Source organism: Alkalicoccus daliensis (genome assembly GCF_900103955.1).
Lineage (GTDB): Bacteria > Bacillota > Bacilli > Bacillales > Salisediminibacteriaceae > Alkalicoccus > Alkalicoccus daliensis.
Genome location: NZ_FNIL01000001.1, coordinates 619483 through 642666 on the forward strand (window position 1 = coordinate 619483; position 23184 = coordinate 642666).

The 23184-nt window shown below is 41.8% G+C and carries 24 protein-coding genes; 1 reads left to right on the forward strand and 23 read right to left on the reverse strand.

Annotated features, from left to right (window positions below; genetic code table 11):
* Positions 1-102 precede the first annotated feature (102 nt).
* From BLP92_RS03005 to BLP92_RS03035, 7 genes are read right to left on the reverse strand one after another with little or no spacing between them, the layout of a single operon-like run.
* Positions 103-1062: a biotin--[acetyl-CoA-carboxylase] ligase gene (locus BLP92_RS03005; RefSeq protein WP_090840431.1), complete on the reverse strand. Its 960-nt coding sequence runs from the start codon at positions 1060-1062 to the stop codon at positions 103-105.
* A complete protein-coding gene (locus BLP92_RS03010; protein ID WP_090840433.1) occupies positions 1052-2152 on the reverse strand; it encodes a hypothetical protein in 1101 nt (366 codons plus the stop codon). Before BLP92_RS03010 ends, BLP92_RS03005 begins: the two co-directional genes overlap by 11 nt.
* Positions 2149-3270, reverse strand: coding sequence for an N-acetyl-alpha-D-glucosaminyl L-malate synthase BshA (bshA, locus tag BLP92_RS03015; protein WP_090840435.1), 1122 nt, complete (start codon positions 3268-3270; stop codon positions 2149-2151). Before bshA ends, BLP92_RS03010 begins: the two co-directional genes overlap by 4 nt.
* The gene (gene bshB1 / locus BLP92_RS03020; protein WP_090840437.1) at positions 3267-3968 is read right to left on the reverse strand and encodes a bacillithiol biosynthesis deacetylase BshB1; all 702 of its coding nucleotides are present in this window, start codon (positions 3966-3968) and stop codon (positions 3267-3269) included. The genes bshA and bshB1 overlap by 4 nt, the downstream gene beginning before the upstream one ends.
* A complete protein-coding gene (locus BLP92_RS03025; protein WP_090840439.1) occupies positions 3958-4383 on the reverse strand; it encodes a methylglyoxal synthase in 426 nt (141 codons plus the stop codon). Before BLP92_RS03025 ends, bshB1 begins: the two co-directional genes overlap by 11 nt.
* 18 nt (positions 4384-4401) lie before the next feature.
* Positions 4402-5196, reverse strand: a complete 795-nt coding sequence (gene dapB, locus BLP92_RS03030) for a 4-hydroxy-tetrahydrodipicolinate reductase (RefSeq protein WP_090840441.1) — start codon at positions 5194-5196, stop codon at positions 4402-4404.
* On the reverse strand, positions 5193-5537 hold the full coding sequence (locus BLP92_RS03035) for a nucleotide pyrophosphohydrolase (protein WP_090840443.1): 345 nt from the start codon (positions 5535-5537) through the stop codon (positions 5193-5195). The genes dapB and BLP92_RS03035 overlap by 4 nt, the downstream gene beginning before the upstream one ends.
* A 681-nt stretch (positions 5538-6218) precedes the next feature.
* Between BLP92_RS03035 and BLP92_RS03040 the strand changes: the two genes are divergently transcribed.
* The gene (locus tag BLP92_RS03040) at positions 6219-7088 is read left to right on the forward strand and encodes a YitT family protein (RefSeq protein WP_090840445.1); all 870 of its coding nucleotides are present in this window, start codon (positions 6219-6221) and stop codon (positions 7086-7088) included.
* 44 nt (positions 7089-7132) lie between these two features.
* On the opposite strand, the gene BLP92_RS03045 is transcribed toward BLP92_RS03040, so the two are convergent.
* The 16 genes from BLP92_RS03045 to trpE all read right to left on the reverse strand — a co-directional run bounded on the left by BLP92_RS03045 (position 7133) and on the right by trpE (position 23147).
* Positions 7133-7822 (reverse strand): zinc metallopeptidase, encoded by a 690-nt coding sequence (locus tag BLP92_RS03045; RefSeq protein ID WP_244516631.1) that lies wholly within the window; start codon positions 7820-7822, stop codon positions 7133-7135.
* A 43-nt stretch (positions 7823-7865) separates the two neighbouring features.
* Positions 7866-8495: a lipoprotein heptaprenylglyceryl N-acetyltransferase LhaT gene (gene lhaT / locus BLP92_RS03050; protein ID WP_090840447.1), complete on the reverse strand. Its 630-nt coding sequence runs from the start codon at positions 8493-8495 to the stop codon at positions 7866-7868.
* A 90-nt stretch (positions 8496-8585) separates the two neighbouring features.
* On the reverse strand, positions 8586-9458 hold the full coding sequence (locus tag BLP92_RS03055) for a menaquinol-cytochrome c reductase cytochrome b/c subunit (protein WP_090840449.1): 873 nt from the start codon (positions 9456-9458) through the stop codon (positions 8586-8588).
* A gap of 23 nt (positions 9459-9481) precedes the next feature.
* Positions 9482-10153 (reverse strand): menaquinol-cytochrome c reductase cytochrome b subunit, encoded by a 672-nt coding sequence (gene qcrB / locus BLP92_RS03060; RefSeq protein ID WP_090840451.1) that lies wholly within the window; start codon positions 10151-10153, stop codon positions 9482-9484.
* A 16-nt stretch (positions 10154-10169) separates the two neighbouring features.
* Entirely contained in the window at positions 10170-10673 is a 504-nt protein-coding gene (locus tag BLP92_RS03065; RefSeq protein ID WP_090840453.1) for a QcrA and Rieske domain-containing protein, read from the reverse strand.
* Positions 10674-10814: 141 nt separating this feature from the next.
* Positions 10815-11270, reverse strand: coding sequence for a YpiF family protein (locus BLP92_RS03070; RefSeq protein WP_090840455.1), 456 nt, complete (start codon positions 11268-11270; stop codon positions 10815-10817).
* A 217-nt stretch (positions 11271-11487) separates the two neighbouring features.
* Positions 11488-12039: a ReoY family proteolytic degradation factor gene (locus BLP92_RS03075; protein ID WP_090840457.1), complete on the reverse strand. Its 552-nt coding sequence runs from the start codon at positions 12037-12039 to the stop codon at positions 11488-11490.
* A 102-nt stretch (positions 12040-12141) separates the two neighbouring features.
* Positions 12142-13410, reverse strand: a complete 1269-nt coding sequence (locus BLP92_RS03080; protein ID WP_090840459.1) for a tetratricopeptide repeat protein — start codon at positions 13408-13410, stop codon at positions 12142-12144.
* Positions 13411-13731: 321 nt separating this feature from the next.
* Entirely contained in the window at positions 13732-15018 is a 1287-nt protein-coding gene (aroA, locus tag BLP92_RS03085; protein ID WP_090840461.1) for a 3-phosphoshikimate 1-carboxyvinyltransferase, read from the reverse strand.
* A 19-nt stretch (positions 15019-15037) separates the two neighbouring features.
* Positions 15038-16141: a prephenate dehydrogenase gene (locus BLP92_RS03090; RefSeq protein WP_090840463.1), complete on the reverse strand. Its 1104-nt coding sequence runs from the start codon at positions 16139-16141 to the stop codon at positions 15038-15040.
* A gap of 12 nt (positions 16142-16153) precedes the next feature.
* On the reverse strand, positions 16154-17236 hold the full coding sequence (gene hisC, locus BLP92_RS03095; protein WP_090840465.1) for a histidinol-phosphate transaminase: 1083 nt from the start codon (positions 17234-17236) through the stop codon (positions 16154-16156).
* Between the two features lie 18 nt (positions 17237-17254).
* Complete coding sequence (gene trpA, locus BLP92_RS03100; RefSeq protein ID WP_090840467.1) at positions 17255-18052, reverse strand: tryptophan synthase subunit alpha; 798 nt, start codon at positions 18050-18052, stop codon at positions 17255-17257.
* Positions 18049-19875, reverse strand: a complete 1827-nt coding sequence (locus BLP92_RS03105) for a bifunctional phosphoribosylanthranilate isomerase/tryptophan synthase subunit beta (RefSeq protein WP_090840468.1) — start codon at positions 19873-19875, stop codon at positions 18049-18051. The genes trpA and BLP92_RS03105 overlap by 4 nt, the downstream gene beginning before the upstream one ends.
* Positions 19872-20636, reverse strand: coding sequence for an indole-3-glycerol phosphate synthase TrpC (trpC, locus tag BLP92_RS03110; protein WP_425284412.1), 765 nt, complete (start codon positions 20634-20636; stop codon positions 19872-19874). Before trpC ends, BLP92_RS03105 begins: the two co-directional genes overlap by 4 nt.
* A 2-nt stretch (positions 20637-20638) precedes the next feature.
* Positions 20639-21643 carry an anthranilate phosphoribosyltransferase gene (trpD, locus tag BLP92_RS03115; RefSeq protein ID WP_090840471.1) on the reverse strand — a complete coding sequence of 335 codons (1005 nt, stop codon included), beginning with the start codon at positions 21641-21643 and terminating at the stop codon, positions 20639-20641.
* Complete coding sequence (gene trpE, locus BLP92_RS03120) at positions 21615-23147, reverse strand: anthranilate synthase component I (protein WP_090840473.1); 1533 nt, start codon at positions 23145-23147, stop codon at positions 21615-21617. Before trpE ends, trpD begins: the two co-directional genes overlap by 29 nt.
* Positions 23148-23184: the final 37 nt, after the last annotated feature.

The window sequence follows — 23184 nt, forward strand, 5'->3', positions numbered from 1 at the left end:
ATCAAGGCAGTTTCGATTTTAAAAAATTTTATAGAGGTACAGTTCTTATGACAGATACTGTCCAGTACATATTATATCAAATGCTTTCCTTCTGTGTCGAAATCAATGAATTTCAATGTCTCCAGAGTAGATATTATGCTCCTTACCGCTTTCATCTACTATTTTCAAAACACCTTCGTTGCTTATAGAAACAGCCTGACCATATATCATTTGATTGTTATGTAATACTGAGACATTCCGATTCAATGTTGCAGAATACTCTTCCCACCGGCTTTTAAAAGCTGAAAAAGACTTTTGTAAAAATAATTGATAGTCAGTTTCAAATTCATTTAATAGTCCTGCAGCAATGTCAGTACGGCTGAGTTCTTCTTTATTGATTAAACTCAGTGAAACTGCAGAATTCCTAATAGCCTCCGGAAATTCCTGTTCGTTGACATTCAGTCCAATTCCCAGAATAATCGTTTGAATTCTGTCCGGATCTGCCTGCATTTCAGTTAAAATACCACAGACCTTCCGGTTATCAATTAAAATATCATTCGGCCATTTTATTTTCGCATCAAATCCTATTTTTCTTAACACTTTTATAATACTCACCGCAGCGACTAAAGTAATTTGCGGCGCTTGATGTATAGGAATATCGGGCTTTAATAAAAGACTCATCGCTAACCCGGTGCCCCTTGCAGTAGACCAGGCACGCCCAAGTCTCCCTCGCCCTCCCGTCTGCTGGTCAGCTATGACGACCGTGCCCTCTTCCGCGCCATCCGTTGCGAGACGGAGTGCTTTTGTCTGCGTTGAAGGAAGCGAGGATGAAAAAATTATCTGATAGGGTAATATCCGGCAATTTAATTTCGCTTTTACCGCATGTCCTGAAAAAGGTACAGAAGAATGTGCAAGCAGATACCCTTTATTTCTTACTGCCTTTATTTCATACCCTTCTTCTTTCAGCTGCGCGATCTGCTTCCACACTGCTGTCCTGGAACAGTTTAATTTTTCACAGATTGCCTGGCCAGAAATATAATTGGGGGCAGCCTCCATTAACAGCGTTAACAATTCACTCTTCAAAAAATTCACCTCTTCTTAAAAAAGCTAATAGTTGAGCTCGATCATTCTCTACCTGATGACGAAGAACTGCTTGTTCACACGCACGCAGAAGGCTGCCCCTTAATTTCGCCGGAAAAAAAAGCAGATCCTTTCCTCCTATTTCCAGATCACTGCGATGCTGGATAGGCAGCGATAAAAATTGTTTTTCAACCTCGTCTTGAATATCTGCACCAAAGCATTTTTTTAAAAATACAGCTGTATTGATAACTTCGATTCCGTAATCGTAAAGCTTAATATTGTCCCATGGATATTCGCTCAAAGCATTTTCAGCTTTCTTCCGGTGTCTTTTAATATTTGAAGGAATATAAGGAAACAGCTCATGATTATCAATTCCATACAGCAGTAAAGTCCACCATGTTTTTTGGGACACGAAACCTGAGTAATGTAAAAGGTAGTACTGGATCTTTTCATTTTGAAGTAAAGAGAGCGGAAGTTTGCTTAAATAAAAAATAAACCTCTCCCAGTCACTTTGATCTTCAACCCATGTTCTTATTTTATCCAGTTCATTGAAAATACGTTCTCCAGCTGCATTGTGTATTAAATTGCCATTGACTATAAATGCTTTGAAAAGAAGATCTTCTACCAGAAAGTTTTCTGAAATTGAAAATCGGATGAGTCTTAAAAGGCGTACTGGATCATTTTGAAACATTCTGTATGGATCACCTGCTGCTTTCAGCAGTCCAGAGCTTATATCTTTTATTCCATTTAGTGGATCGATTAAGTCTGCTTCTTTGTTTAATGCTAAAGCATTGCAGGTGAAATCTCTTTTCTGTAGATCTTCCTCAATGTTGTTTCCCTTAAATTTTGTAATCTCAAAATGATATTCAGATTGATATACGAGAAAGGTCTGACCGTTTCTTCCAATCGGTATTACTTTTGAGAATACCTGCTTCAGCTTTTCCGCAGGTATATTCGAAGCTATATCTATGTCCTTTACTTCTTTTTGTAGAATTCGGTCTCGAACGGCTCCTCCTACTATGTACGCTTCATAGCCATAATTGTTTATTTCTTCCAGTATGAGAAATGCTTCTTCCCAGAAGTAGTTATTCATTCTTCAACGACTCTTTCATATATCGCTTCATATTGTTTTACAATATCTTCTTTCCTGAAATCTTCGGCAGCCCTCCGCATTGCTTCTGCAGCCATAGCTTTTTGCTTTTCTGGATTCTGCAATAATTCCAATACTCTTTGTGCTGCAGCTTCAGGATTTTTCACCGGAGTAATATAACCGCTCTTTCCATGCTGAATCACTTCTGGAATTCCACCAACATCAGCTCCTATTACAGGTACGCCGCAGGCCATTGCCTCTAAAATTACAAGACCGAAGCTTTCTTTAGAGGACAGCAGCAGTTTCACATCACTGATCGAAAGCAGTTCTGCTACACGCTTCTGACTGCCGGTTATATGGACTTTCCCGTTTAATCCCAGCTGATCCACCAACTCTCTGATCACTGGAAGTTCCGGACCATCGCCGATCAAAAGTAGTTTTGCATCTATCTCCTGAAGTACTTTATGGAAAGTAAGGACTACATCTTCTACTCTTTTCACTTTCCTGAAATTTGAGACATGGACAATAACTTTCGTGTTTTCTTCGATCCCTAGTTCGCGTTTAAGACCTGCAGCTTCTCTGGGATAATAAATTTTGTTATCAATAAAATTATAAATAGTATCGATTCTGCTGTTCGTCCGCAGTAAATTTTTGGTTTGGGCTGCCAGGTCATCTGATACAGCAGTCACTGCGTCAGAACGCTCTATTCCAAAGCGGATCATTTCACTTAGGGAAGGATCATACCCGAGTACTGTTATATCGGTCCCGTGTAATGTAGTGACAATTTTCACTTTCCTCTCAACCATTTCTTTGGCTAAAAAAGCGCTTACTGCATGAGGCACAGCATAGTGGACATGAAGAATATCAAGTTTCTCCTGTTTGATAACGTCTGCCATCTTACTAGCGAGAGCAAGGTCATAAGGCGGATATTGAAAAACTGCATAAGAACTTACAGCTACTTCGTGAAAATAAATATTCGACTCACCCTCCTCTAACCTATATGGGATACTGGAAGTAATAAAATGTACCTGGTGGCCCTTCTGTGCAAGTGCTTTACCTAGTTCTGTTGCTACGACTCCTGATCCCCCTACCGTAGGGTAACAGGTGATTCCAATTTTCATTCTTTATTCTCCTTTTCAGGAAAAGGATAAAGCAAAAGTCTCTCAGAAACGAAACCTTCAGCAGACGAAACGCCAGTTTCTCTTCCGAGCAGACGGTCTCTCGCTCTTAAATCATCCAGGTAGCCGTTTGTTAGAGGAGTTTCTACTTTATTCTTTCCAGATTGAAACTGTGAAGCAAAACACGCTAATGCCTCGTATTTTTGATTCATAAAAGCACTGATATCTATTGCAAAGTCCGGTTTTATCAAACCGTTTATCTGATAATAATATAACGCTTCCGGTTTGAAGGATTCACCTTCACCATACTTTTTTATCCCCGCTGAAAAAAAGGCTTCTTTTACAATTTCTCCACAATGACCGTGATCCGGGTGCCGGTCTTCATGGTAAGGTGCAAATATATGTACCGGCTTTACTTCCCGGATTAATTTAACCAGCGCAGCTATCGCTTCCTTCCTCTCATTTAACAGTCCGCGGTCTGAGAATGAGTAAGATAGAGGTTTTTCAGCTCCCAGCACCTTGGCAGCTGCTGCAGATTCTTTCAGTCTTTCTTCCACTGAACCATTGGAAGACAGCTCTGCTTTTGTAAGATGTGCCATGACTACAGTTTTTCCATTTGCAGCAGCTTTCGCAATTGTACCGCCCATGCCAATTTCTATGTCATCGGGATGGGCCCCAACTGCGAGAATATCAGCTTTCATCTTCTATTAACCTCTTCTCTCCATTGACAAGCTCACGCCAATTTAAATCACCTCTGCTTAAACCATGAATCAGAACTTCAGCAGTCGCCATATTAGTGGCAATTGGTACGCTGTACACATCGCAAAGCCGGCTGAGTGCATTAATATCCGGTTCGTGGGGCTGGGCTGATAAAGGATCCTTAAAAAAAAGCACGAGATCCATTTTATTTTCCGCTATCATGGCACCAATCTGCTGATCGCCGCCAAGAGGTCCGGAACGAAACAAATGCGGATTAAGGCCGGTAGCTTCTTTTATCCGGGTCCCGGTAGTACCCGTAGCAAATAGTGAGTGCCCCGTTAAAACTGATTCATACGCCATCATAAACTGTACCAAATCTTTCTTCTTTTCATCGTGAGCAATACAAGCAATATTCATACTATTGTGCCTCCTCGATTAATCTATTAACTCATCCAATCCGTATATTAAACCGGTAGATTCCATCACATGTTCCACTGCCAGTTTTACTCCGGGCATAAAAGAAGTTCTATTCATGGAATCATGCCGCAGCGTAAGAACCTGTCCTTCCCCGCCAAATATTACCTCCTGATGAGCAACTCTTCCGGGCAGACGGACGCTGTGAATCCTCATGCCTTCATATTCTGCACCCCTCGCATGCGGCCATGCCTCAGTTTCTTCAGGATGCCCCTGTTGTTTTTCCTCGCGGATCTCAGAGATTAACTGCGCTGTTTTCATCGCTGTTCCTGATGGCGCATCAAGTTTTTTATCGTGGTGCTGCTCTATAATTTCCACATCACTCATATATTTTGCAGCAGCCCGCGAAAATTTCATCAACAGTATAGCACCGATCGCAAAGTTAGGCGCTATAATTGCTCCAAGCTGCTTTTCCTCCGCCAGATTACTTAATGATTTAATGTCTTCATCAGTAAAACCTGTAGTTCCAATAACAGGTCTGACCCCTTTTTCCAGCGCAGTACGAAGGTGTTTTTTTCCGGTTTCCGGGTTAGTAAGGTCGATCAGTACATCCGGATTCTCTTTGGCGATACATGTTTTCAGATCTGAATATACAGGGATCTTCAGAGATTCCATGCCTTCTGCATCTTTCATCTGAATATTATCATATTTATAATCTACGACAGCACACAAATTAAATTCATGCTGCTTCTCAACCATTTTTACAGCTTCTTTTCCCATATTTCCTCTTGGACCCGCAATTATAATATTTATCATATGTTATCCTCCTCAGAATCTATCCTCGTCCAGCGGTCTTTATCTCTGGTATTAAATTTATGCATTACTTCCTCAAAAGATGTTTCCAGATTAATATCGAGTGAGTTTGCAAGACATATTAACACAAATAATATGTCCCCCATTTCCTGTTCCATTGAATTATCATCTTCTGTGGATTTTTTCGGCTTCTCTCCATATGTGTGATTTATCTCGCGTGCGAGTTCGCCCATTTCTTCTGTAAGTCTTGCCATCATGGACAGTGGACTAAAATAACCCTCTTTAAACTGACCTATGTATTTGTCTACTTCAAGCTGCATGTCCTTAATCGATTTGTCGCTCACTTTATCACTCCCTCACCAAATTAAACCCAAGATTATCGTAGCGAATTTAACTCCGTATTACAAATTTTTACCCTGTAGATAAGAATTTTTTTTATCAAGATTCCCCAGCATATAAATGCTTCGTTTTATGAATTCAGGACTTCCTGTAACTTAGCTGAAAAACAAGTCCACCTGCAACCCCTTGCCTGAATATAACATCTGAAAATAATATGTTTTTTTATAAAGTATTTTTTTAGTAGCCGGAAACAATCCATCCGGTCATCGGTCATCTGCCACGGCAGACATCTCCTAAGGTTTTTAAAATAGCTCTGTCAATGTTCAGATAATAATAGAAGACTTTGCTGCAACTGGCCTGCGATCCTGGTTCTTCAAGACAGCATGGGGGTTTCTGCCCTGCTGGCTGTGGATCGATGGAAGCCATTCCCTGTGAGAAAAATTAGTCGAGAACAGCCCTAAGGTAAGCCTCTCCGAAAGTGCAGCAGAGGTATTACTTCTTTTAAACAAAACTATTATTTTCAAGGTAGCCTGAAAAATAAACAATGCAGCGGCAAATACTAGTGATTTTTATCTGCCAAATACACTTCGCAGTGAAAATCCTTATGTATGGGTGATATTAAGAATTGCCATTGCAGGAACTATGGGCTTGGATTATAATGAAGCAGGCTGAAAGGAGGCATTTACTTGATTAATCGGGTGCATGTTAAAAACATATTCTTTATTTTAATCGGTACAGCAATTCTCTCGTTTGGACTTGTTTATTTTAACATGGAAAACAACTTAGCTGACGGGGGCTTTACTGGAATTACACTAATTCTGTTTTTTATCTTTGATTTAAATCCAGCTTATTCTAACCTATGGCTGAATATCCCTTTATTTATTTTAGGATGGAAAGTGCTGGGGAGAAATGCATTCATTTATACGCTGATTGGCACAGTGGCTGTATCAGTTTTTCTTTGGATATTTCAAGCTTATCCTGTTATTTCTATACCCCTGCGGGACGATATGACTTTGGCCGCACTTTTTGCCGGTGTATTTATTGGAGTTGGCCTTGGTATCGTTTTTCGTTTTGGAGGCACGACAGGAGGGGTGGATATTATAGCAAAGCTGGGATTTAAGTATTATGGATGGAGTATGGGCAGAACGATGTTTGTGTTTGATGCCTGTGTTATTACTGCCTCATTATTTTACTTGAATTACAGGGAGGCTATGTATACACTGCTGGCAGTATTTGTAGCTGCCAAAGTAATAGACTTTATGCAGCAGGGAGCTTATTCCGGCAAAGCAGCAATGATTGTTTCTGAAAAAGCTCCGCAGCTTGCAGCAGTAATTCTGCAGGAGATGGATCGGGGAGCAACATTACTTCAGGGCAGAGGATCATTTACCGGCTCAGAACGCGAAGTTTTATATTGCGTAGTAGGCAGAAATGAAATGGTACGATTAAAAAACTTAATCTCACGAGTAGATCCACATGCATTCGTTACTTTACAGGATGTGCAGGACGTGATGGGAGAAGGTTTTACACTTGATGATCAAAAAAGACCAATTGAATAAAAAAACAGACCATTGGAAATTGGAAATCCGATGGTCTGTTTTTTTTAATCATCATTCATCATAAAGTACATCATTATGAATCGCACTAATTCAATTACGGCTACCAGCGCGGAAGCTACGTAAGTCAGAGCTGCAGCATTAAGAACTTTTTTCGTTTCCCGCTCTTCATCATTGCGGATAACCCCGGTGGAAACCACCTGCTCCATTGCTCTTGAAGATGCATTAAATTCCACGGGAAGCGTTACAAACTGGAACAATACTGCGAAAGACATTAATACTATACCTGCCAGGAGCAGGCCGGAAGCAGAAAGCAGGATTCCCCCGATGATCAAAAAGATAGATATATTCGACCCGAAGCTCGCTACGGGTACCAGCGCGGAACGAAACCGGAGAAAGCTGTATGCTTCTGCATCTTGTATTGCATGCCCGACTTCGTGCGCAGCTACAGCGGCACCTGCTATGGAGTTGCCGTAATAATTACTTTCAGATAATCTAACAACTTTCTGACGGGGATCGTAGTGATCCGTTAACTGTCCTTTGACAGGTTCCACAGTTACGTCAAATAAGCCATTATCATTCAGGATTTTCCTCGCTACCTCCGCCCCGGACATTCCGGAAGAAGATGCTACCTGGGAATATTTTTTGTACGTATTTTTAACTCTTGCATTTGCCCATAAGGGAACGATTAAAAGTACCGCGAAATACAAAAGAAAAAAGCCCATATTACCAAACATTCAAGCACTCCCCCTTAAATTTTTATATCTCTTAAGGTCAATTTTAGTCAGAATTTTTGTCAGCGTCAATTGAAATGCCTGCAGAAAAAATGTCAGCCTGATACTTCTTGTTCATATAATAAACCGCTGCAATAGAAGCTATGCTCAGCCAAAAGGTAAAATAACCAATTTCACTGATATAAGGAGTTAATGACCTTGAAACCCATGGGTGCATACCGTAAATATAATCTATAAAGTCGTTATGGACAGTCCATAATGCTACGGCTGCTAAGTGCCAATTTTTAATCCTAAAATATGGGAGATATAATACTGCCTGCAGCGCCATTCCTGCATGAGAAAAAACGAGCATCCAATGAAGAATGTTTAACGGTGTGCCTGCAGCTCCAGCTGCAAGATTCATTATCACTGCCCATATACCATATTTTATCAGCGTAACCGCTGCAAGGGCTTCCATCAGAGGAAATCTTTTTCCTGCTAAGAAACATCCAAGTACTATCGTAAAAAACAGACTGGCAGTTGGGCTGTCCGGTACAAATATCAAAAAGTACCAAGGAGTCTGCAGCAGCTGAGCATCATACCATATATAACCATAAACCGTCCCGAGAAAGTTTACAATGAATAAAGCCCATAAAAATCCCCGGGAGCGCAGTATACCTAATATGTACTCCTTCATATATGAAATTCCTCCAGACAAATGAAATATATAAAATAATCCATTAAAAGAGCCGGCGACACACACATCAGCCGGCTCTTCCCTGTAATTCTATTCGTTTTCTTCTTCACCTTCAGCTTCTTCTTCATTGCCTTCAGTGTTTTCTTCTTCGTTGCCTTCGGCATCTTCATCTCCGCCGCCCTCACCATTTTCCGGATCTTGTCCATCATTGGCAATAAAGGCTGCGAGTGTTTCCAGTTCTTCATCAGAACCGTCAAACTGGCCAGCCGGCATTTCTCCGATACCATTTTGAATGATATCAATTACTTCATCTGTATCATAATCACTTTGGAAGATGTTTGGACCAGCAGCGCCGCCCTGCATATCCCCACCGTGACAACCGATACAAGAATCCTGCGTCTGATAAATTTCATAACCTGCCGCAGATTCATCGACTTCTACCTCATCTTCAATTGCTCCCTGCTGAGCAGCTGCTTCCCAGTCATGCTGGTCTACAGATTCCCAAGTAAGGAAGATGATTGAAATAACACCCAGAAGCATTAAAGCACTTCCAATTGGTCTCTTATAAGGACGTCGTTCCCGTCCGCCATCAAGCCATGGGGCTAGCAGCAGTGCTCCAAAAGCGATACCTGGGAGAACTACCGCACCAATAACTGTATAAGGACCAGAAGCAAATTCATATTTTAACAACTGGTATAAAAATAAGAAATACCAGTCAGGCAGTGGAATATATCCTGTTTCCGTAGGGTCGGCAATTGATTCCAGCGGAGCTGGGTGTGCAACTGTCAACACGAGGAAACCGATTAAAAACACCGCCCCTACCATCCATTCCCGAAGCAGAAAGTTCGGCCAAAATGCTTCGGTTTTACCTGGATATTCGGAATAGTCTTTTGGTATATTCGGCTCTTTTTCGGCAGGAACACGTGAGTCCCCGACGAACTTCATGCCTTTTCCGCGATGCATATTTTCCCCTCCTTCTCTACTTTTTACAACGGCCCGGAAATACCCTGCTTACGGATCATGAAGAAGTGCGCTCCGAGTAATCCAAGCAGTGCACCTGGCAGGAAGAATACGTGAATCGCAAAGAATCGGGCCAGTGTCTGTGCGCCGATGATGTCACCGCCGGCTAATAGAACTCTGGCAAAGTCTCCAACTACCGGAGCAGCTTCTGCGATTTCCAGTCCAACTACCGTTGCAAAGTATGCTTTCATGTCCCAAGGCAGGAGATATCCTGTAAAACCAAGACCTAAAATTACAAAGAATAATAGAACACCTACAACCCAGTTTAATTCTCTCGGTTTTTTATAGGAACCGGTAAAGAAAACCCGTAATGTATGTAAAAACATCATTACGATAACCAGACTGGCACCCCAATGGTGCATTCCCCGCACAATCATCCCGTGCGTCACTTCATTCTGTAAGTAATAAACTGATTCATATGCATGAATGATATCCGGTACATAATACATTGTTAAAAACATACCCGATAAAATCTGAATGACAACAACAAAAAATGTCATTCCTCCAAAACAATAAACAAATGCTGAAAAATGGTGGGCCGGATTAACGTGCTCAGGTACCTCGTGGTCTGCAATATCTCGCCATAGAGGGGTTATATCGAGCCGTTCATCAACCCAGTCGTACACTTTTTGTAACATTTTCTGGCCCCCTTAATTAACCACGCTGATTAATTTGTCCTAAATAAATCATTCCGTCCCGAACTTCAACCTCGTAGACATCCAACGGCCGCGTTGGCGGCGTACCAGGAATATTTGTTCCGTCACGTTCAAATCTGCCGAAATGGCACGGACAGAAAAACTCTTCTGGATTTTCTTCATTGGTACCCCAGTTTACAGTACAACCAAGATGGGTACATATAGGTGATAGTGCCAGAATTTCATTTCCTTCTCGCAATACCCAGGCCGAGCGGCTTTGCTCTGATGAATACCAGCCATCATCCAGCTCTATACTGAAATCTACTCGCTGCGGTTCTTCAGAAACTTCGTCTTCACTTAATCCAACGGAAACAAATTCAGAGTCTCCTGCAGCTTCAAGCGCTGGATCTAAAGCCATTCTTACCATGGGAGCGAGCATTCCTGCTGCCATAAACCCGCCTACACCTGTTAATGTATAGGTCAAGAACTGGCGTCTTGAAACTCGGTGGTTTTTCTCGCTCACGACCTTCCCTCCTCACTTACTTTCTACACACTTTTATAAAATATCATACTAAGACATTTACATCATAGCCTATCAAACAGGACCATGTCAATAAAATAAGGCTAATCATTTTATAAGAATAGTATTCTCTAAAAGCGCTTTCTAACTCCATTTTTCAGTCATTAATGGAATGATCTGCTGCGCCTGCTGTTCTATAGACTGCTGTCTTTTGTTCGTATCCATTTCCGCTAATGAAAAAGCAGGTATCCATACTAATTCTCCTAAATCCCTTGCGTCTGCCTGTCTCCAACGGGAATCAGAAGTAACATAAAGAAAATGTGAGAATCCCTGATTCTTAAAATGTTCTGTCCAAGTCTTTAATCTTTCCAGCCTATCCTCGGTAGATTCTTCTTTCAGATAAGTGAAAGGAGGCAAAAGGTAAACTCTTCCAGTATATTGTCTTTCAAGAAAATCTGTTAAATAGGAAGTGAATTCTCCCATACGCACCGCTTCTTCCTGCTCTTTCCCTCCAGCAACCGGCAGTAGAGGGATAATTGCTGTATCTACATATTCTTTTGCGCTTTGGTACGTTTTTGCATCATTTTCATTCCATCTCATAAAAATACCCCTATCTTCAAGTAATTTGTTAATAGAAAAGCTGCCTTAAAAAATAAAGTTCCATTTATAAAGAAGTAATAACGCTGTTACACTTTCGAAAGGGCTTGCCTATTGGCTTGTTCCCGGCTAATTTCGGCGAAAAGACATTTTGCCATTATGAATGTTCAGGCGGTGCTTGTGCAGGTTTTTCAGCACTGCCTATCCAAAAAAAAGAGCCCTAGGAATCGAGGGCTTTCAATTCTGAATATCTTTTAGAAAGAGTATTAAATGCATCACGGTTCTTATTCTCCAGTGCAGCATCAATCTGTTCCTCCAGCGTTTTAAGCTGCTGTTTTCGCACTGCCTCGTCAAGGACAAGCTCTGCTAAAAGACCATTTACTGTCTCTTCTTCTACATTTACCGGTAAATAAGGATTTTCTTCCAGTACTGCAGCATACTGAGGCAGTGTGTGTTTCTCTCTAAAGTTAAGCTGAATAAAAATATCTTCGTTGCGATTAAGTCGAATATCATGAAAAGATTTTTCAGCATCCATGGTAACATGCTGATTTTTGTGAAATGCAAAAGGTACCTGGTCCACGTCGTTAGCTGAAATCATCAAAGCTTTCGGGCAGTGTTCCGCCTGCTCAACAAAATGCACGCGTTCCATTAATATATCGTCACTCATCAAGAAATTTAGCAGCCATGCACATTCTCTTCTTTTAAGCTGGTATTTTTCCAGGAACCACTTAAGAAAATCCCGCTTTTCCATTACTGGAATTGCACTGTTCATTACGTTTCCCTCCCTTTCACTATTCGCTCGCAGCAAGATATATTCTGCTATAGTATCTATTCTACGCCTGCAGATAAAATCCTGCAAAGAAAAACTATTACATTATATTTCTTTTAACTCTTCTATTCTGAACCGTATATCTTCCCTGTCCGGATCATGAGATAAAACTTCTTCCAGCAGGGGCAGTGCTTTATTTTTCTGGCGGTTGGCTAGATATACCATCGCTGCATCTTCCAGCAGTCTCTCATCTCTGTCAGAGCTGGATAAAGCAACGTCCATAGCCTGTGCTGCGCCCTGGATATCATCTTCCTCAAATAATGCTTTCGCACGGAACCTTTCATACATAGGGTCAAATTCATGGTAGTCATCCAGGAAGCGGATTAATTCCAGCATTTCCTTATAATCCTCCACATCGTCATAATAAAATAATGCCTCCTGCACCGCAGATACATTTGAAGGGTTCATTGCAATCACTCTTTTTAAAAATTCTCTCCCATCCTCTGTTTCCCCTTGGGAAAGCTGTAATTTAGCCATTTCAAGATAGAGCTCTTCGTTAAATTCATCTCTGCTGATTCCTTCTTTAAGTGCTTCTCTTGCTTCATCCCAATTTTTCATTGCCATATGCGCTTTTGCTAGTGCTCCATACGCGGATGTATAATCAGGATCCTGTTCCAGCAGTTTATTAAATGCATCGACTGCGGTGATATAATCTTCCAGCTGCAGTGAGGTATAACCCAGGCCAAATAAACCATCTGCCGTTGGTTCTTTCTTTAAACCTTCTTTATAATGTTCAATCGCTTCCTCAAACTGTCCGCTTGCACTGTATGCTTCTGCAAGTCTTACCTGAGGGTCTACTGGCAGATCATCCGGCAGATTCCCCTGGTAAACAGCTTGTTTGTAATAGGAGATAGCCTGTTGATAGTCACCTCTGTTTAAATAAAATTCCGCCAGGCCTAACTGAAGTACACTTTCGTTCGGCATATGCTTCAGTGCTTCCAGTAATTTTTTCTCGGCAACTTCCTCCAGGCCCTGGCTTTCATATAAATCAGCTAAAAGAAGCTGTGCCTGAAGAAACGCAGGATCCTTTTCATTGATTTCATTGAGCATGTCCAAGGCTTCTTCTTCTTTACCAAGCTCTATATAGCATTCAGAAGCAAATGCAAATAACTCTCCATGATCAGGATATTTAAACATCAGATCTTCTGCTAATATTAATGCCTTATCTACAAGCCCCAGCTCGTAATACAGCTCAGCGATCGTCCGCTTAGTTTCATCATCCGCACCCTCAATGATATTTTCAACTTTTGTAAGTCCTTCTTCATGGTACCCATCTTCAATTAGTTTAATAGCTTCCTGCAGTTTCTCATTCATAAAGTTAAGTTCTCCCTTCTTTCTGCTTCTTCTATTTTGTCAACTGAAAAGAAGATTGTCCACCATTAATGCCTCCGGCTTCCATGAGCTCCTTTTGTCAGTAAAAAACTTCGATACAACTTCAAAATTTTGTTTTAAGCCTTCTGCTTAAGATGTAAAGGTTCTCCACGGCAAGCGGAGAAATAAAAACCGCAGACACTGCATTCCAGCATCCTATAGGCAATCATTTTCATTTAAATGGATAATCAATAGACGTGACATTACAAAGCAAAAGAGAACGTATATGTACAGTCCCATACGTCCTCTAAATAGAAAAACATTTTAATTTAACAAGCCTTTTAAATCCTCAAAGAAATCCGGGTAAGATACTGCAATTGCTTCTGTATCTTTTACTTTTACTTCTCCTTCAGAAATGAGGCCTGCCAGTGCCATTGTCATGCCGATACGATGGTCGTGAAAACTTTCTACTTCTGCTCCCTTTAAAGGGGTAGGTCCGTGAATAATCATACCGTCTTCCGTAGCTTCGCAGGAAGCTCCCAGTTTGTTCAGCTGATTTACTACAGTATCAATTCTATTCGTTTCTTTTACTTTTAATTCAGCAGCATCCTTAATCACTGTAGTCCCCTCTGCCTGGGTAGCAAGCAGCGCTAATACGGGAATTTCATCTATTAACCGCGGAATATCTGCTCCAGCTATCTCTACGGCTTTTAGGGAAGAAGCTTTTATTCTAATATCAGCTACTGGTTCTCCCCCGAGCATACGCTCGTTTTCCAGAGTAACATCTGCCCCTGCTCTTTTCATTACATCGATAATGCCGGCTCTTGTAGGATTAATTCCTACTACATCCAGTTTGATTTCACTCTCAGGAACAATTGCGCCTGCCACCAGCATAAATGCAGCAGAAGAAATATCTCCCGGTACTTCCACTTTTGTCGCCTGCAGCTTCTGTCCGCCTCTGATTGTCGCTGACAGATCTTCAGTTTCTACTTCCACGCCGAAGGTTCTCAGCATTCTTTCAGTATGATCTCTTGAAAGGAACGGCTCCGTTACTGTCGTTTGTCCATTTGCGTACAATCCTGCCAAAAGAACAGCCGATTTCACCTGTGCACTTGCTACTGGAGAAAAGTAGTGAATTCCCTGCAGATTTCCGCCGCGTATCGTTAAAGGGGTGTAATTCCCAAAATCCCTGCCATCTATAGAAGCATTCATCATTTTTAAAGGTCCTGTTACACGCCGCATTGGCCGTTTCGCAATTGAATCGTCTCCGGCCAATACATTATAAAATTCCTGACCTGCCAATATACCGGATAACAGACGTATCGTTGTACCGGAGTTTCCTACATCCAACAGTTTATCAGGTTCAGCCAATCCTGAAGACCCTTTTCCTTCTACAGTAATCACATCATCAGTTTCGGTTATTTCAACCCCAAGTTCCCTCATGCAGCTGATTGTACTTAAGCAATCCTGTCCTCTTAAAAATCCATGGATAGTGGAGGTTCCTTCTGCAATAGATGCAAATAATACAGCTCTATGACTGATAGATTTATCTCCGGGTATTTTCACAGTCCCTTTCAGAGGGCCTTTCGCTTTCTGTATCACTTTTATCATTTCATTGCCTCCCTGAATGTTATGGAGCGTCGTAGGTTTCATACATATGTTCCTCTAATAATGTTTTCGCAGTAATCAGATCACTTTCTGAACGGAAACTCAATCTTAAAGCCCCCATTATTCCTTCGCGGGCTTCGATAATTCGGATGTTAGTAATACTGATATTCTGTTTAGCTAGTAATCCCGTTACATCAGAAATTACCCCTGGATGGTCCGGGATATCGACAAATAAGTCATAGAACGGGAGCATCGCACCTTTTTTCTTTGAAGGTAAATTATCTCTGGCAGCTTTGGCATCAGCAAAAAAGTCATAAATCATCTCTGCATTTTCACTTTCAATCATCTCTTCGATACGTGTCATCTGCTCTTTCCATTCTCCAATCATTGGGAGAAGAGTTGATCGATTGTGGATTAATATATCGCGCCACATCGTTGGTGAAGCAGAGGCAATGCGAGTAATATCTCTGAAACCGCCGGCTGCCAACTGCTGTACCAGTGGATCCTCTTCCCCTGCTTTTTTCACCTGATGAACGAGAGAAGAAGCAATAATGTGCGGCAGATGGCTCACCAAACCGGCAAACCTGTCGTGGGAGACCGCATCTAGCTGAATAAACTTAGCTCTGGTCCCTTTTAAAAGGTTCTGCAGCTGAATTAATTTTGAATCAGGTGTTTCTTCACTGGGAGTCAGTATGTAAAAAGCATTTTCAAACAGCCTTTCCCGTGCTGCTTCCACTCCCGTTTTGTGAGAACCGGCCATCGGATGACCGCCGATAAAAGTAACTCCTTTCCCATTCAGACGGTTTCCTGCTTCCATTACTGACTGCTTGGTACTTCCTACATCGGTAACGATCGCACCCTCTTTCAGCGGCAGAGAAGAAAGCTCATCCAGAATTTTTATAGAGCTTTCTACTGGAGAAGCAATAATAATCACATCTGCATCCTTGACTATTTCTCCAAGGTTATCCCCGTCTTCCTGAATAATTTGAAGACTTCTTGCCAGTTTCACTGCCTGCTTGTTTACATCAAAACCTTTGATTACCGATTGAGGATAGCTGCTTTTAATTGCAAGAGCCAGAGATCCTCCAATGAGCCCTAAACCTATAATAACAACATTTTTCTTCAAAAAAGAATCCTCCTATTTAAGCCAGCTTAACAGCTCAGCCCTTATCTTATCATTTTGAGCCGGGGTGCCCAGAGTGATCCTTACATATTCAGGAAAGCCGAGTGCTTCTCCGTTTCTTACAATAAAGCCTGCGTGCAGGAGCTTATCAAAAACTTCACCGCCTGGCCTGTTTACACTCATTAAAATAAAATTTGCTTCAGAAGGAAAGTAGGGAAAGTTGTTTTCTTTACAGAAGTGTTCAAACTTTATCATTTCCTCAGCATTCTGCTGTACACATCCGTTTAAGAATTCAGTATCATCTATTGCAGCTATCGCTGCTGCCTGCGCTACACTATTTGTATTAAATGGCTCTCTCCCGGGCTCTACAGCTTGAATAAATTCTTCATGCCCAATACCGTACCCTACCCGAAGCGAAGCAAGTCCGTATGCTTTAGAAAAAGTTCTTAAAATCATTAAATTTTTATATTTATCCAGTAACGGGATAGTTGACGGATAATCTTCTGCCCGCACATACTCAAAGTAAGCTTCATCACTTACTACCAGGACATCTTCTGGAACTTTTTCCATAAAAGCAGTAAATGCCTGCTCGTTGACGTAAGTACCTGAGGGGTTATTTGGATTACATACAAACACAATTTTCGTGCGCTCGTCTATTTCAGCATACATAGCTTCCAAGTCATGTACACCGTCTGCCAGCGGAACTTCTTTTACTTCCGTTCCTTCTATTACTGCATTGTGTTTGTATTGTGGAAACGTAGGAACGGCTGTGACAATATTGTCGCCAGCACTTAAAATTGCTCTGCATAGTATTAAGATTACTTCGTCAGAACCGTTCCCAAATATAAGCTGTTCTTCTTTCACATTCTGCTGTTCTGCAACTTTTTGGCGCAGCAGCCGGGCATAGCCATCGGGATATACAGCTACTTGCGCAATTGCTTCATTAACAGCCTTTGCTACTTCAGGAGACGCACCATAAGGATTTTCGTTGGAAGCAAGTTTAATAACTTCATCCAGTCCGAGTTCCCTTTTCACTTCATCCATAGGCTTCCCTGGCTGATAAGGGTGAAGTCCTATCATAGATTGTTTAACTTTCATTGTTTTTCCTCCTAAACTTTATGCAGTTAAATCTTTAATAAATAAAGCGATCTCTTCTAAAGCTTTTGGTTTTTCATCCGGATTATTAAGGTGTTCTGCTCTCTCGGAAATAAATCGGACAAGTGCACTTCCGACAATCACACCGTCAGCAATTTTTTGAAAAAACTGCACATGCTCCTGTTTGGATATGCCAAATCCTGCAAGTACTGGAACTTTAGAGAATGACTTTAATTCTGCAATCGTTTCTTCCAGTTCATCTGCAAAATTTTCTCTGGTCCCTGTGACTCCAAGGGAAGTAACATAATAAATAAACCCCTCACCTAAACTGCTTATTTTCTGCATTCTGTTTCGCGAGCTGGGAGCTACGAGAGAAATCAGGGAAATTCCAGCTTCATTACAAATAGCTCTTAGTTCATCACTTTCTTCATGCGGAAGGTCCGGTATCAGTATCCCATCCATATCGGCTTCCTTCATTAAGTTAATGACTTCCTGAAAACCAACTGACAGTACTGGATTCACATAAGTAAATAATACAAGAGGTACAGTTAATCCTCTGTCTCTTGCTTCTTTAGCTCCCTGTACAGCTTTTTTTAAACTTCCACCAGCTGCTCTTGCCTGATCTCCCGCTTCCTGGATAACCGGCCCATCTGCAAGAGGGTCACTGAAAGGGACCCCCCATTCAATAGCACTGACACCGGCTTTTTGCAGAGTTAACGCAATATCGATAGAAGCTTCGTACGAAGGGTGACTGCTCATAATATAAGGGACAAACCGATTTTTCTCTTCCTGAAATTCTTTCGCAGTTAAACGATTCATTCCTCATTCCCCTCCAACGTCTGCTGTATTGTATTTACGTCTTTATCTCCACGACCAGAGAGACAAACAAGAATTACTTCCTCTTTATCCATTTCGGGCGCATGTTTCTCTACAAATGCTAACGCATGCGCAGTTTCAATTGCAGGAAGTATTCCTTCGAGTTCACAAAGGTCCTTCAGCGCTTTCATTGCTTCCTCGTCAGTTGCCGGAACATAGTTTACTCTTTCAATATCCCTGAGATGTGCATGCTCCGGTCCAATGCCCGGGTAATCCAGACCTGCCGAAATAGAATAAGGCTCCGTGATATTTCCGTGCTCATCCTGCAGCAGATAAGATAAGGAACCATGAAGTACTCCTTTTCTCCCTTTAGATAACGTGGCTGCATGTTCTGTTGTGTCTATTCCTTTTCCTGCAGCTTCGACTCCAGTTAATTTAACTTCGCTGTCATTTATAAATGGATGGAACATTCCGATCGCATTACTGCCGCCACCGACGCAGGCTACCACATGATCCGGCAGTTTTCCGATTCTTTCTTTTAACTGACTTTTGCTTTCCGTACCGATAACACTTTGAAAATCCCTGACCATCATCGGGTAAGGATGAGGGCCTACAGCACTTCCGATTAGATAAAAAGTATCTTCTACATTTGCTACCCAGTGCCTGATTGCTTCATTCGTAGCATCTTTTAACGTTTTCCCGCCTGAAGTTACTTCAATTACTTCTGCTCCCAGCAGCCTCATTCGAAAAACATTTAACTCCTGTCTTTTAATGTCTTCGGCACCCATAAACACTTTGCAGGTTAAACCAAACCTTGCTGCTACCGTAGCTGATGCTACACCGTGCTGTCCGGCACCGGTTTCAGCGATAATCTGCTTTTTCCCCATTCTAATCGCGAGAAGCGCCTGTGCAAGAGCATTGTTAATTTTATGTGCACCTGTATGGTTTAAATCTTCCCGTTTTAAATAAATTTTTGCTCCGCCATAGTGCTCCGTAAGCCGTTCTGCATAAGTTAAAGCTGTAGGCCGACCGGAATACTCCTTCATTTCTTTCCACAATGCTTCCTGATACGCCGGATCATCTTTCGCATCCCGGTAAGCATTCTCCAGTTCTTCCAGTGCATACATCAGCGTTTCCGGCACATATTTTCCACCAAACGGGCCGAATCTTCCTAACGCATCAGGCGCCTGATAAATATTTTTCAGTGAATCAGTCATCTGCTTCATCTTCCTTTCGTCTTTCGTTTCCTTACTTTCAATTCCTGAAGAAACATCAATGCCATCAGGTTGATATAAAAGAAGTTCTTTTATATTATCCGGGGTTACTCCGCCTGCGATAAAGCAGCTGACCCCCTGCCTCTTTGCTTCCTTCTGATAAGAAGGTACAGCTCCCCAGTCAAATTTATTTCCCGTGCCACCCCAGTGTCCGGGCGATTTTGTATCCACTACAAAACCGTCCACTACATTTTCAAATTGCTTCATCATTTCGATCCCATGCGTATCATGGTGAATTGTTTTAAAGATTTCTCCCTGGTATTCTGTCCGCAGATTTTCTACGTATTCAGGCGATTCCGTTCCGTGAAGCTGAAGCACATCAAGCTTAGCTTCTTTTGCAGTACTTACAACTTTTTCGATTGCTTCGTTTACAAATACTCCAACAAGCTTTTTTGTACCTTTATGATTATTCTGCTGCCATTTTGCAACATCCTCAGGAAAAACTTGACGCTTGCTTTTCACAAAAATAAAACCTATATAATCAACATCTGTCTGAATGATTTTTTTGTAGTCTTCCTCAGTGCGGGTACCGCAGAATTTGAGCAAACTCATGACAAATCACTAAAGAGAGAATGAATGAACTCTTTTTTGTTTACTGCTTTCATGAATCCCTCTCCAATCAATAGCCCATCTGCTCCAATTGATGCAAGGTACTGGGCATCCCTGCTGTTGTGCACACCACTTTCACTGATGAATAAAATATCTTCAGGAATCAAAGGCTGCAGTCTTGCCGAGGTGGCTAAATCCGTTTCAAACGTATTAAGATTACGATTGTTTACACCAATAATTTCGGGTTTGCTCCAGGTTAGGACTTTTTCCAGCTCTTCTTCATTATGAACCTCTACGAGCACTTCCATTCCAAGTTCCTCTGCCTGCAGATACAATTCCTGCAGCTGTTTCCCTTCCAGAATAGCAGCGATAAGAAGGATCGCATCCGCTCCAATTCTTTCTGCTTCCGTAACCTGCCTGTGGTCAATTAAAAAATCTTTTCTTAATAATGGAAGATTTACTTCATTTTTTATATCTGTTAAATATTGTGCGTGGCCCTGAAAAAAATCTCTGTCGGTTAACACAGAAATTCCAGAGGCATTCACACTTTCATATTCTTTCGCGATAGCGACAGGGTGAAAGTCCTCCAGAAGCACTCCTTTCGATGGAGAAGCTTTTTTAACTTCAGCAATTATTCCCAGTGGATAGCTGCTATTTCTTAAGGCATCTGCTAAAGAAAGCTTCGGTGCTTCAGTCAACCTTTCTGCAGGAAGCTGCAGACTGGTTAACTCTTCTTTTTTTCTGTTTGTAATCGTTTGAAGTATTGTCATAAACTCCCTGCTCCTTTCTGCTGCAGATTATTCAGGTGAGCCTGTACAGAATCACCCAATGCTTCTCTTGCAGCCTCCACTCCTGATTTAATCGAAGGAGAATGATCTGCAATATAAAGTGCTGCTCCTGCATTTATCAGCAGCAGGTCAGTGGCTGCAGCAGAAGCTCTCTTATTGAAAATATCCTGTATCATCCGGGCACTCTGCTCGGGTGTATAAACTAAGGTTTCAGATAAGGAGCCTGTGGTCAGTCCCACATCCTCCGGCGTGATCGTATACTCTCTTATTTCACCATTCCGCAGTTCGATAATATGTGTTTTTCCCTGTACAGTTATTTCATCCAGTCCATCTTCCCCGGTAACAAATAAGGCCTGTGAGATCGGGAGAGAAAGAGAAGCTTCGGCCATTTTTCTCGCGGTTTCCAGGTTGTAAACTCCTATAATCCGACGGGAAGCCTTAGCAGGATTAGTAAGCGGTCCAAGGATATTAAAAATCGTTCTCTGTTTCAGAGCTTTCCTCACTGGAGCAACAAACTTCATCGCTTCGTGATACATGGGAGCAAAAAAGAAGCTCAGAGAATGATCTTTTAATGCAGTTTCTGCTTCATAAATATTCGCCTGAAAGGGGATATTCATTATTTCCAGAACATCAGCACTGCCTGTTTTTGAGGAGACACTTCTATTTCCGTGCTTTGCAACTTTCACACCCATAGAGCTGAGAAGAATCGCAGAAGCCGTGGAAACATTATAAGTATGTGAACTGTCTCCTCCGGTTCCGCATGTATCTAATAGTTCATAAGGCAGCGAGATATTTGTCGCTTTATCGATCATCCCCTGTGCAAATCCGCTGATTTCTTCCGGAGACTCCCCCCGGTATGCCAGAATCGCAAGAATTGCTGCCATTTCTTCGTTTGAATATTTTCCTTCCATCATATCCGTAACTATTTTTCTCGACTCTGCTCTGCTGAGCGGCTTATCTTTCATGACTGTTTGCAATGTCATGACTCATAACCTCCTCTTTTGCTGTTCTCTGCTCTGCTATTTTCACTGCGTAAATTAAAGCTTTGGCTTTGTTCCTTGTTTCTTCCCATTCTAATTCAGGTACTGAGTCCTGCACAACTCCTGCGCCTGCCTGAACATATGCTGTGCCATTTTTTAATATCATGGTTCTGATTGCAATACAGGAATCAATCGCACGATTAAACCCGTAATAAGCAATAGCTCCGGCGTAAACCCCGCGGTGAGACTGCTCCAACTCCTGAATGATTTCCACTGCACGGACTTTCGGTGCTCCTGAAACTGTTCCTGCCGGATGAGTTGAAAACAAAGTTTCAAAGGGATGTACATCAGGTTTCCTCAGTCCGGTTACTTTTGTCGTAAGATGCATCACGTGGGAAAAATACGATACGTCCATCAAATCATGTACTTCTACACTCCCATATTCACTTACTCTTCCGATATCATTTCTGGCTAAATCAACGAGCATCAGGTGTTCCGCACGTTCTTTTTCATCCGCCAGAAGATCCGCAGCAAGAGCATCATCTTCTGCTTTACTGGAGCCCCGCTTTCGTGTGCCTGCAATAGGGTGTATTTCCAGCTTTCTCGTGTCATCAGCTTTAACCAGTCTTTCAGGGGAGCTCCCTATTATCTCCTGGTCTTTAAATCTGATGTAATATAAGTAGGGGCTTGGATTCACTTTACGAAGGACACGGTATAATGATAAACCATCTGACTTAACTGGAATTTCAAAGCGCTGTGAAAGAACTGTTTGAAACACATCACCCTGTGCTATATAGTCTTTAATTTTATTTACATCTGCTTCAAATGAAGCTTTTGTGTAATTAGAGGTTACGCCTTCAAAAATATCTTCCTCTTTTAATTTTTCATCTGCTGGAAGGAGCGGAAACTTCACACTGGCCCCTTTTTCAATAGCCTCTGTAATATTTGTTAATTTCTTTTTAGCTGCTTCATAAGAGGCTTCCGGACCGGCGGAAGTCTCTTGAAAGTGCACGAGGGTAAGGATTTCCTCTTTATGATGAAATGCAAGAATTGTTTCACAGAACATGAAATTAGCATCATGAATGCCTTCCGCTTCTCCGCCAATTCTCGGCTCATAAAAGCGAAAACCTTCAAACCCAAGATAGCCTACCGCTCCGCCGGGAAATGGGAGATCCGGGAGATCCGGAGAAATTTGAAATCCATTCATTACTCGTTCCCAGGCGGTCTGGAGGTTTTGTTCCTGCCATAATAAATTATCTTTCGCATCCCGCAGAACAAATTGCTTTTCTTCATCCCGGAGATATAATGTAGGGTTTAATCCTATAAAAGAGTAATTTGACCAAGGGGACACAGGATCTTTACTCTCCAAAAGGAAAGCTGCCTGCTTGTCAAATAATTGAAAAAGCTGGATAGGGGTTTTAGTATCAGCTATAACTGTTGTAGATAAAGCTACTGTTTTGTATTGGGCAGCTTGATCAATGAATTGCTGTTTGGAAAATGAATGCATGTAAATCACCTCATCTTGGATTCAGATGAAGTCAGCG

Bases quoted from the DNA above. Each gene is read 5' to 3' on its own strand.
- BLP92_RS03010 (WP_090840433.1), bottom strand. From the start codon at position 2,152: ATGAATAACTACTTCTGGGAAGAAGCATTTCTCATACTGGAAGAAATA.
- bshA (WP_090840435.1), bottom strand. From the start codon at position 3,270: ATGAAAATTGGAATCACCTGTTACCCTACGGTAGGGGGATCAGGAGTC.
- bshB1 (WP_090840437.1), bottom strand. From the start codon at position 3,968: ATGAAAGCTGATATTCTCGCAGTTGGGGCCCATCCCGATGACATAGAA.
- BLP92_RS03025 (WP_090840439.1), bottom strand. From the start codon at position 4,383: ATGAATATTGCTTGTATTGCTCACGATGAAAAGAAGAAAGATTTGGTA.
- dapB (WP_090840441.1), bottom strand. From the start codon at position 5,196: ATGATAAATATTATAATTGCGGGTCCAAGAGGAAATATGGGAAAAGAA.
- BLP92_RS03045 (WP_244516631.1), bottom strand. From the start codon at position 7,822: ATGTTTGGTAATATGGGCTTTTTTCTTTTGTATTTCGCGGTACTTTTA.
- lhaT (WP_090840447.1), bottom strand. From the start codon at position 8,495: ATGAAGGAGTACATATTAGGTATACTGCGCTCCCGGGGATTTTTATGG.
- BLP92_RS03055 (WP_090840449.1), bottom strand. From the start codon at position 9,458: ATGCATCGCGGAAAAGGCATGAAGTTCGTCGGGGACTCACGTGTTCCT.
- qcrB (WP_090840451.1), bottom strand. From the start codon at position 10,153: ATGTTACAAAAAGTGTACGACTGGGTTGATGAACGGCTCGATATAACC.
- BLP92_RS03070 (WP_090840455.1), bottom strand. From the start codon at position 11,270: ATGAGATGGAATGAAAATGATGCAAAAACGTACCAAAGCGCAAAAGAA.
- BLP92_RS03075 (WP_090840457.1), bottom strand. From the start codon at position 12,039: ATGAACAGTGCAATTCCAGTAATGGAAAAGCGGGATTTTCTTAAGTGG.
- BLP92_RS03080 (WP_090840459.1), bottom strand. From the start codon at position 13,410: ATGAATGAGAAACTGCAGGAAGCTATTAAACTAATTGAAGATGGGTAC.
- aroA (WP_090840461.1), bottom strand. From the start codon at position 15,018: ATGATAAAAGTGATACAGAAAGCGAAAGGCCCTCTGAAAGGGACTGTG.
- hisC (WP_090840465.1), bottom strand. From the start codon at position 17,236: ATGAAAGTTAAACAATCTATGATAGGACTTCACCCTTATCAGCCAGGG.
- trpA (WP_090840467.1), bottom strand. From the start codon at position 18,052: ATGAATCGTTTAACTGCGAAAGAATTTCAGGAAGAGAAAAATCGGTTT.
- BLP92_RS03105 (WP_090840468.1), bottom strand. From the start codon at position 19,875: ATGAGTTTGCTCAAATTCTGCGGTACCCGCACTGAGGAAGACTACAAA.
- trpD (WP_090840471.1), bottom strand. From the start codon at position 21,643: ATGACATTGCAAACAGTCATGAAAGATAAGCCGCTCAGCAGAGCAGAG.
- trpE (WP_090840473.1), bottom strand. From the start codon at position 23,147: ATGCATTCATTTTCCAAACAGCAATTCATTGATCAAGCTGCCCAATAC.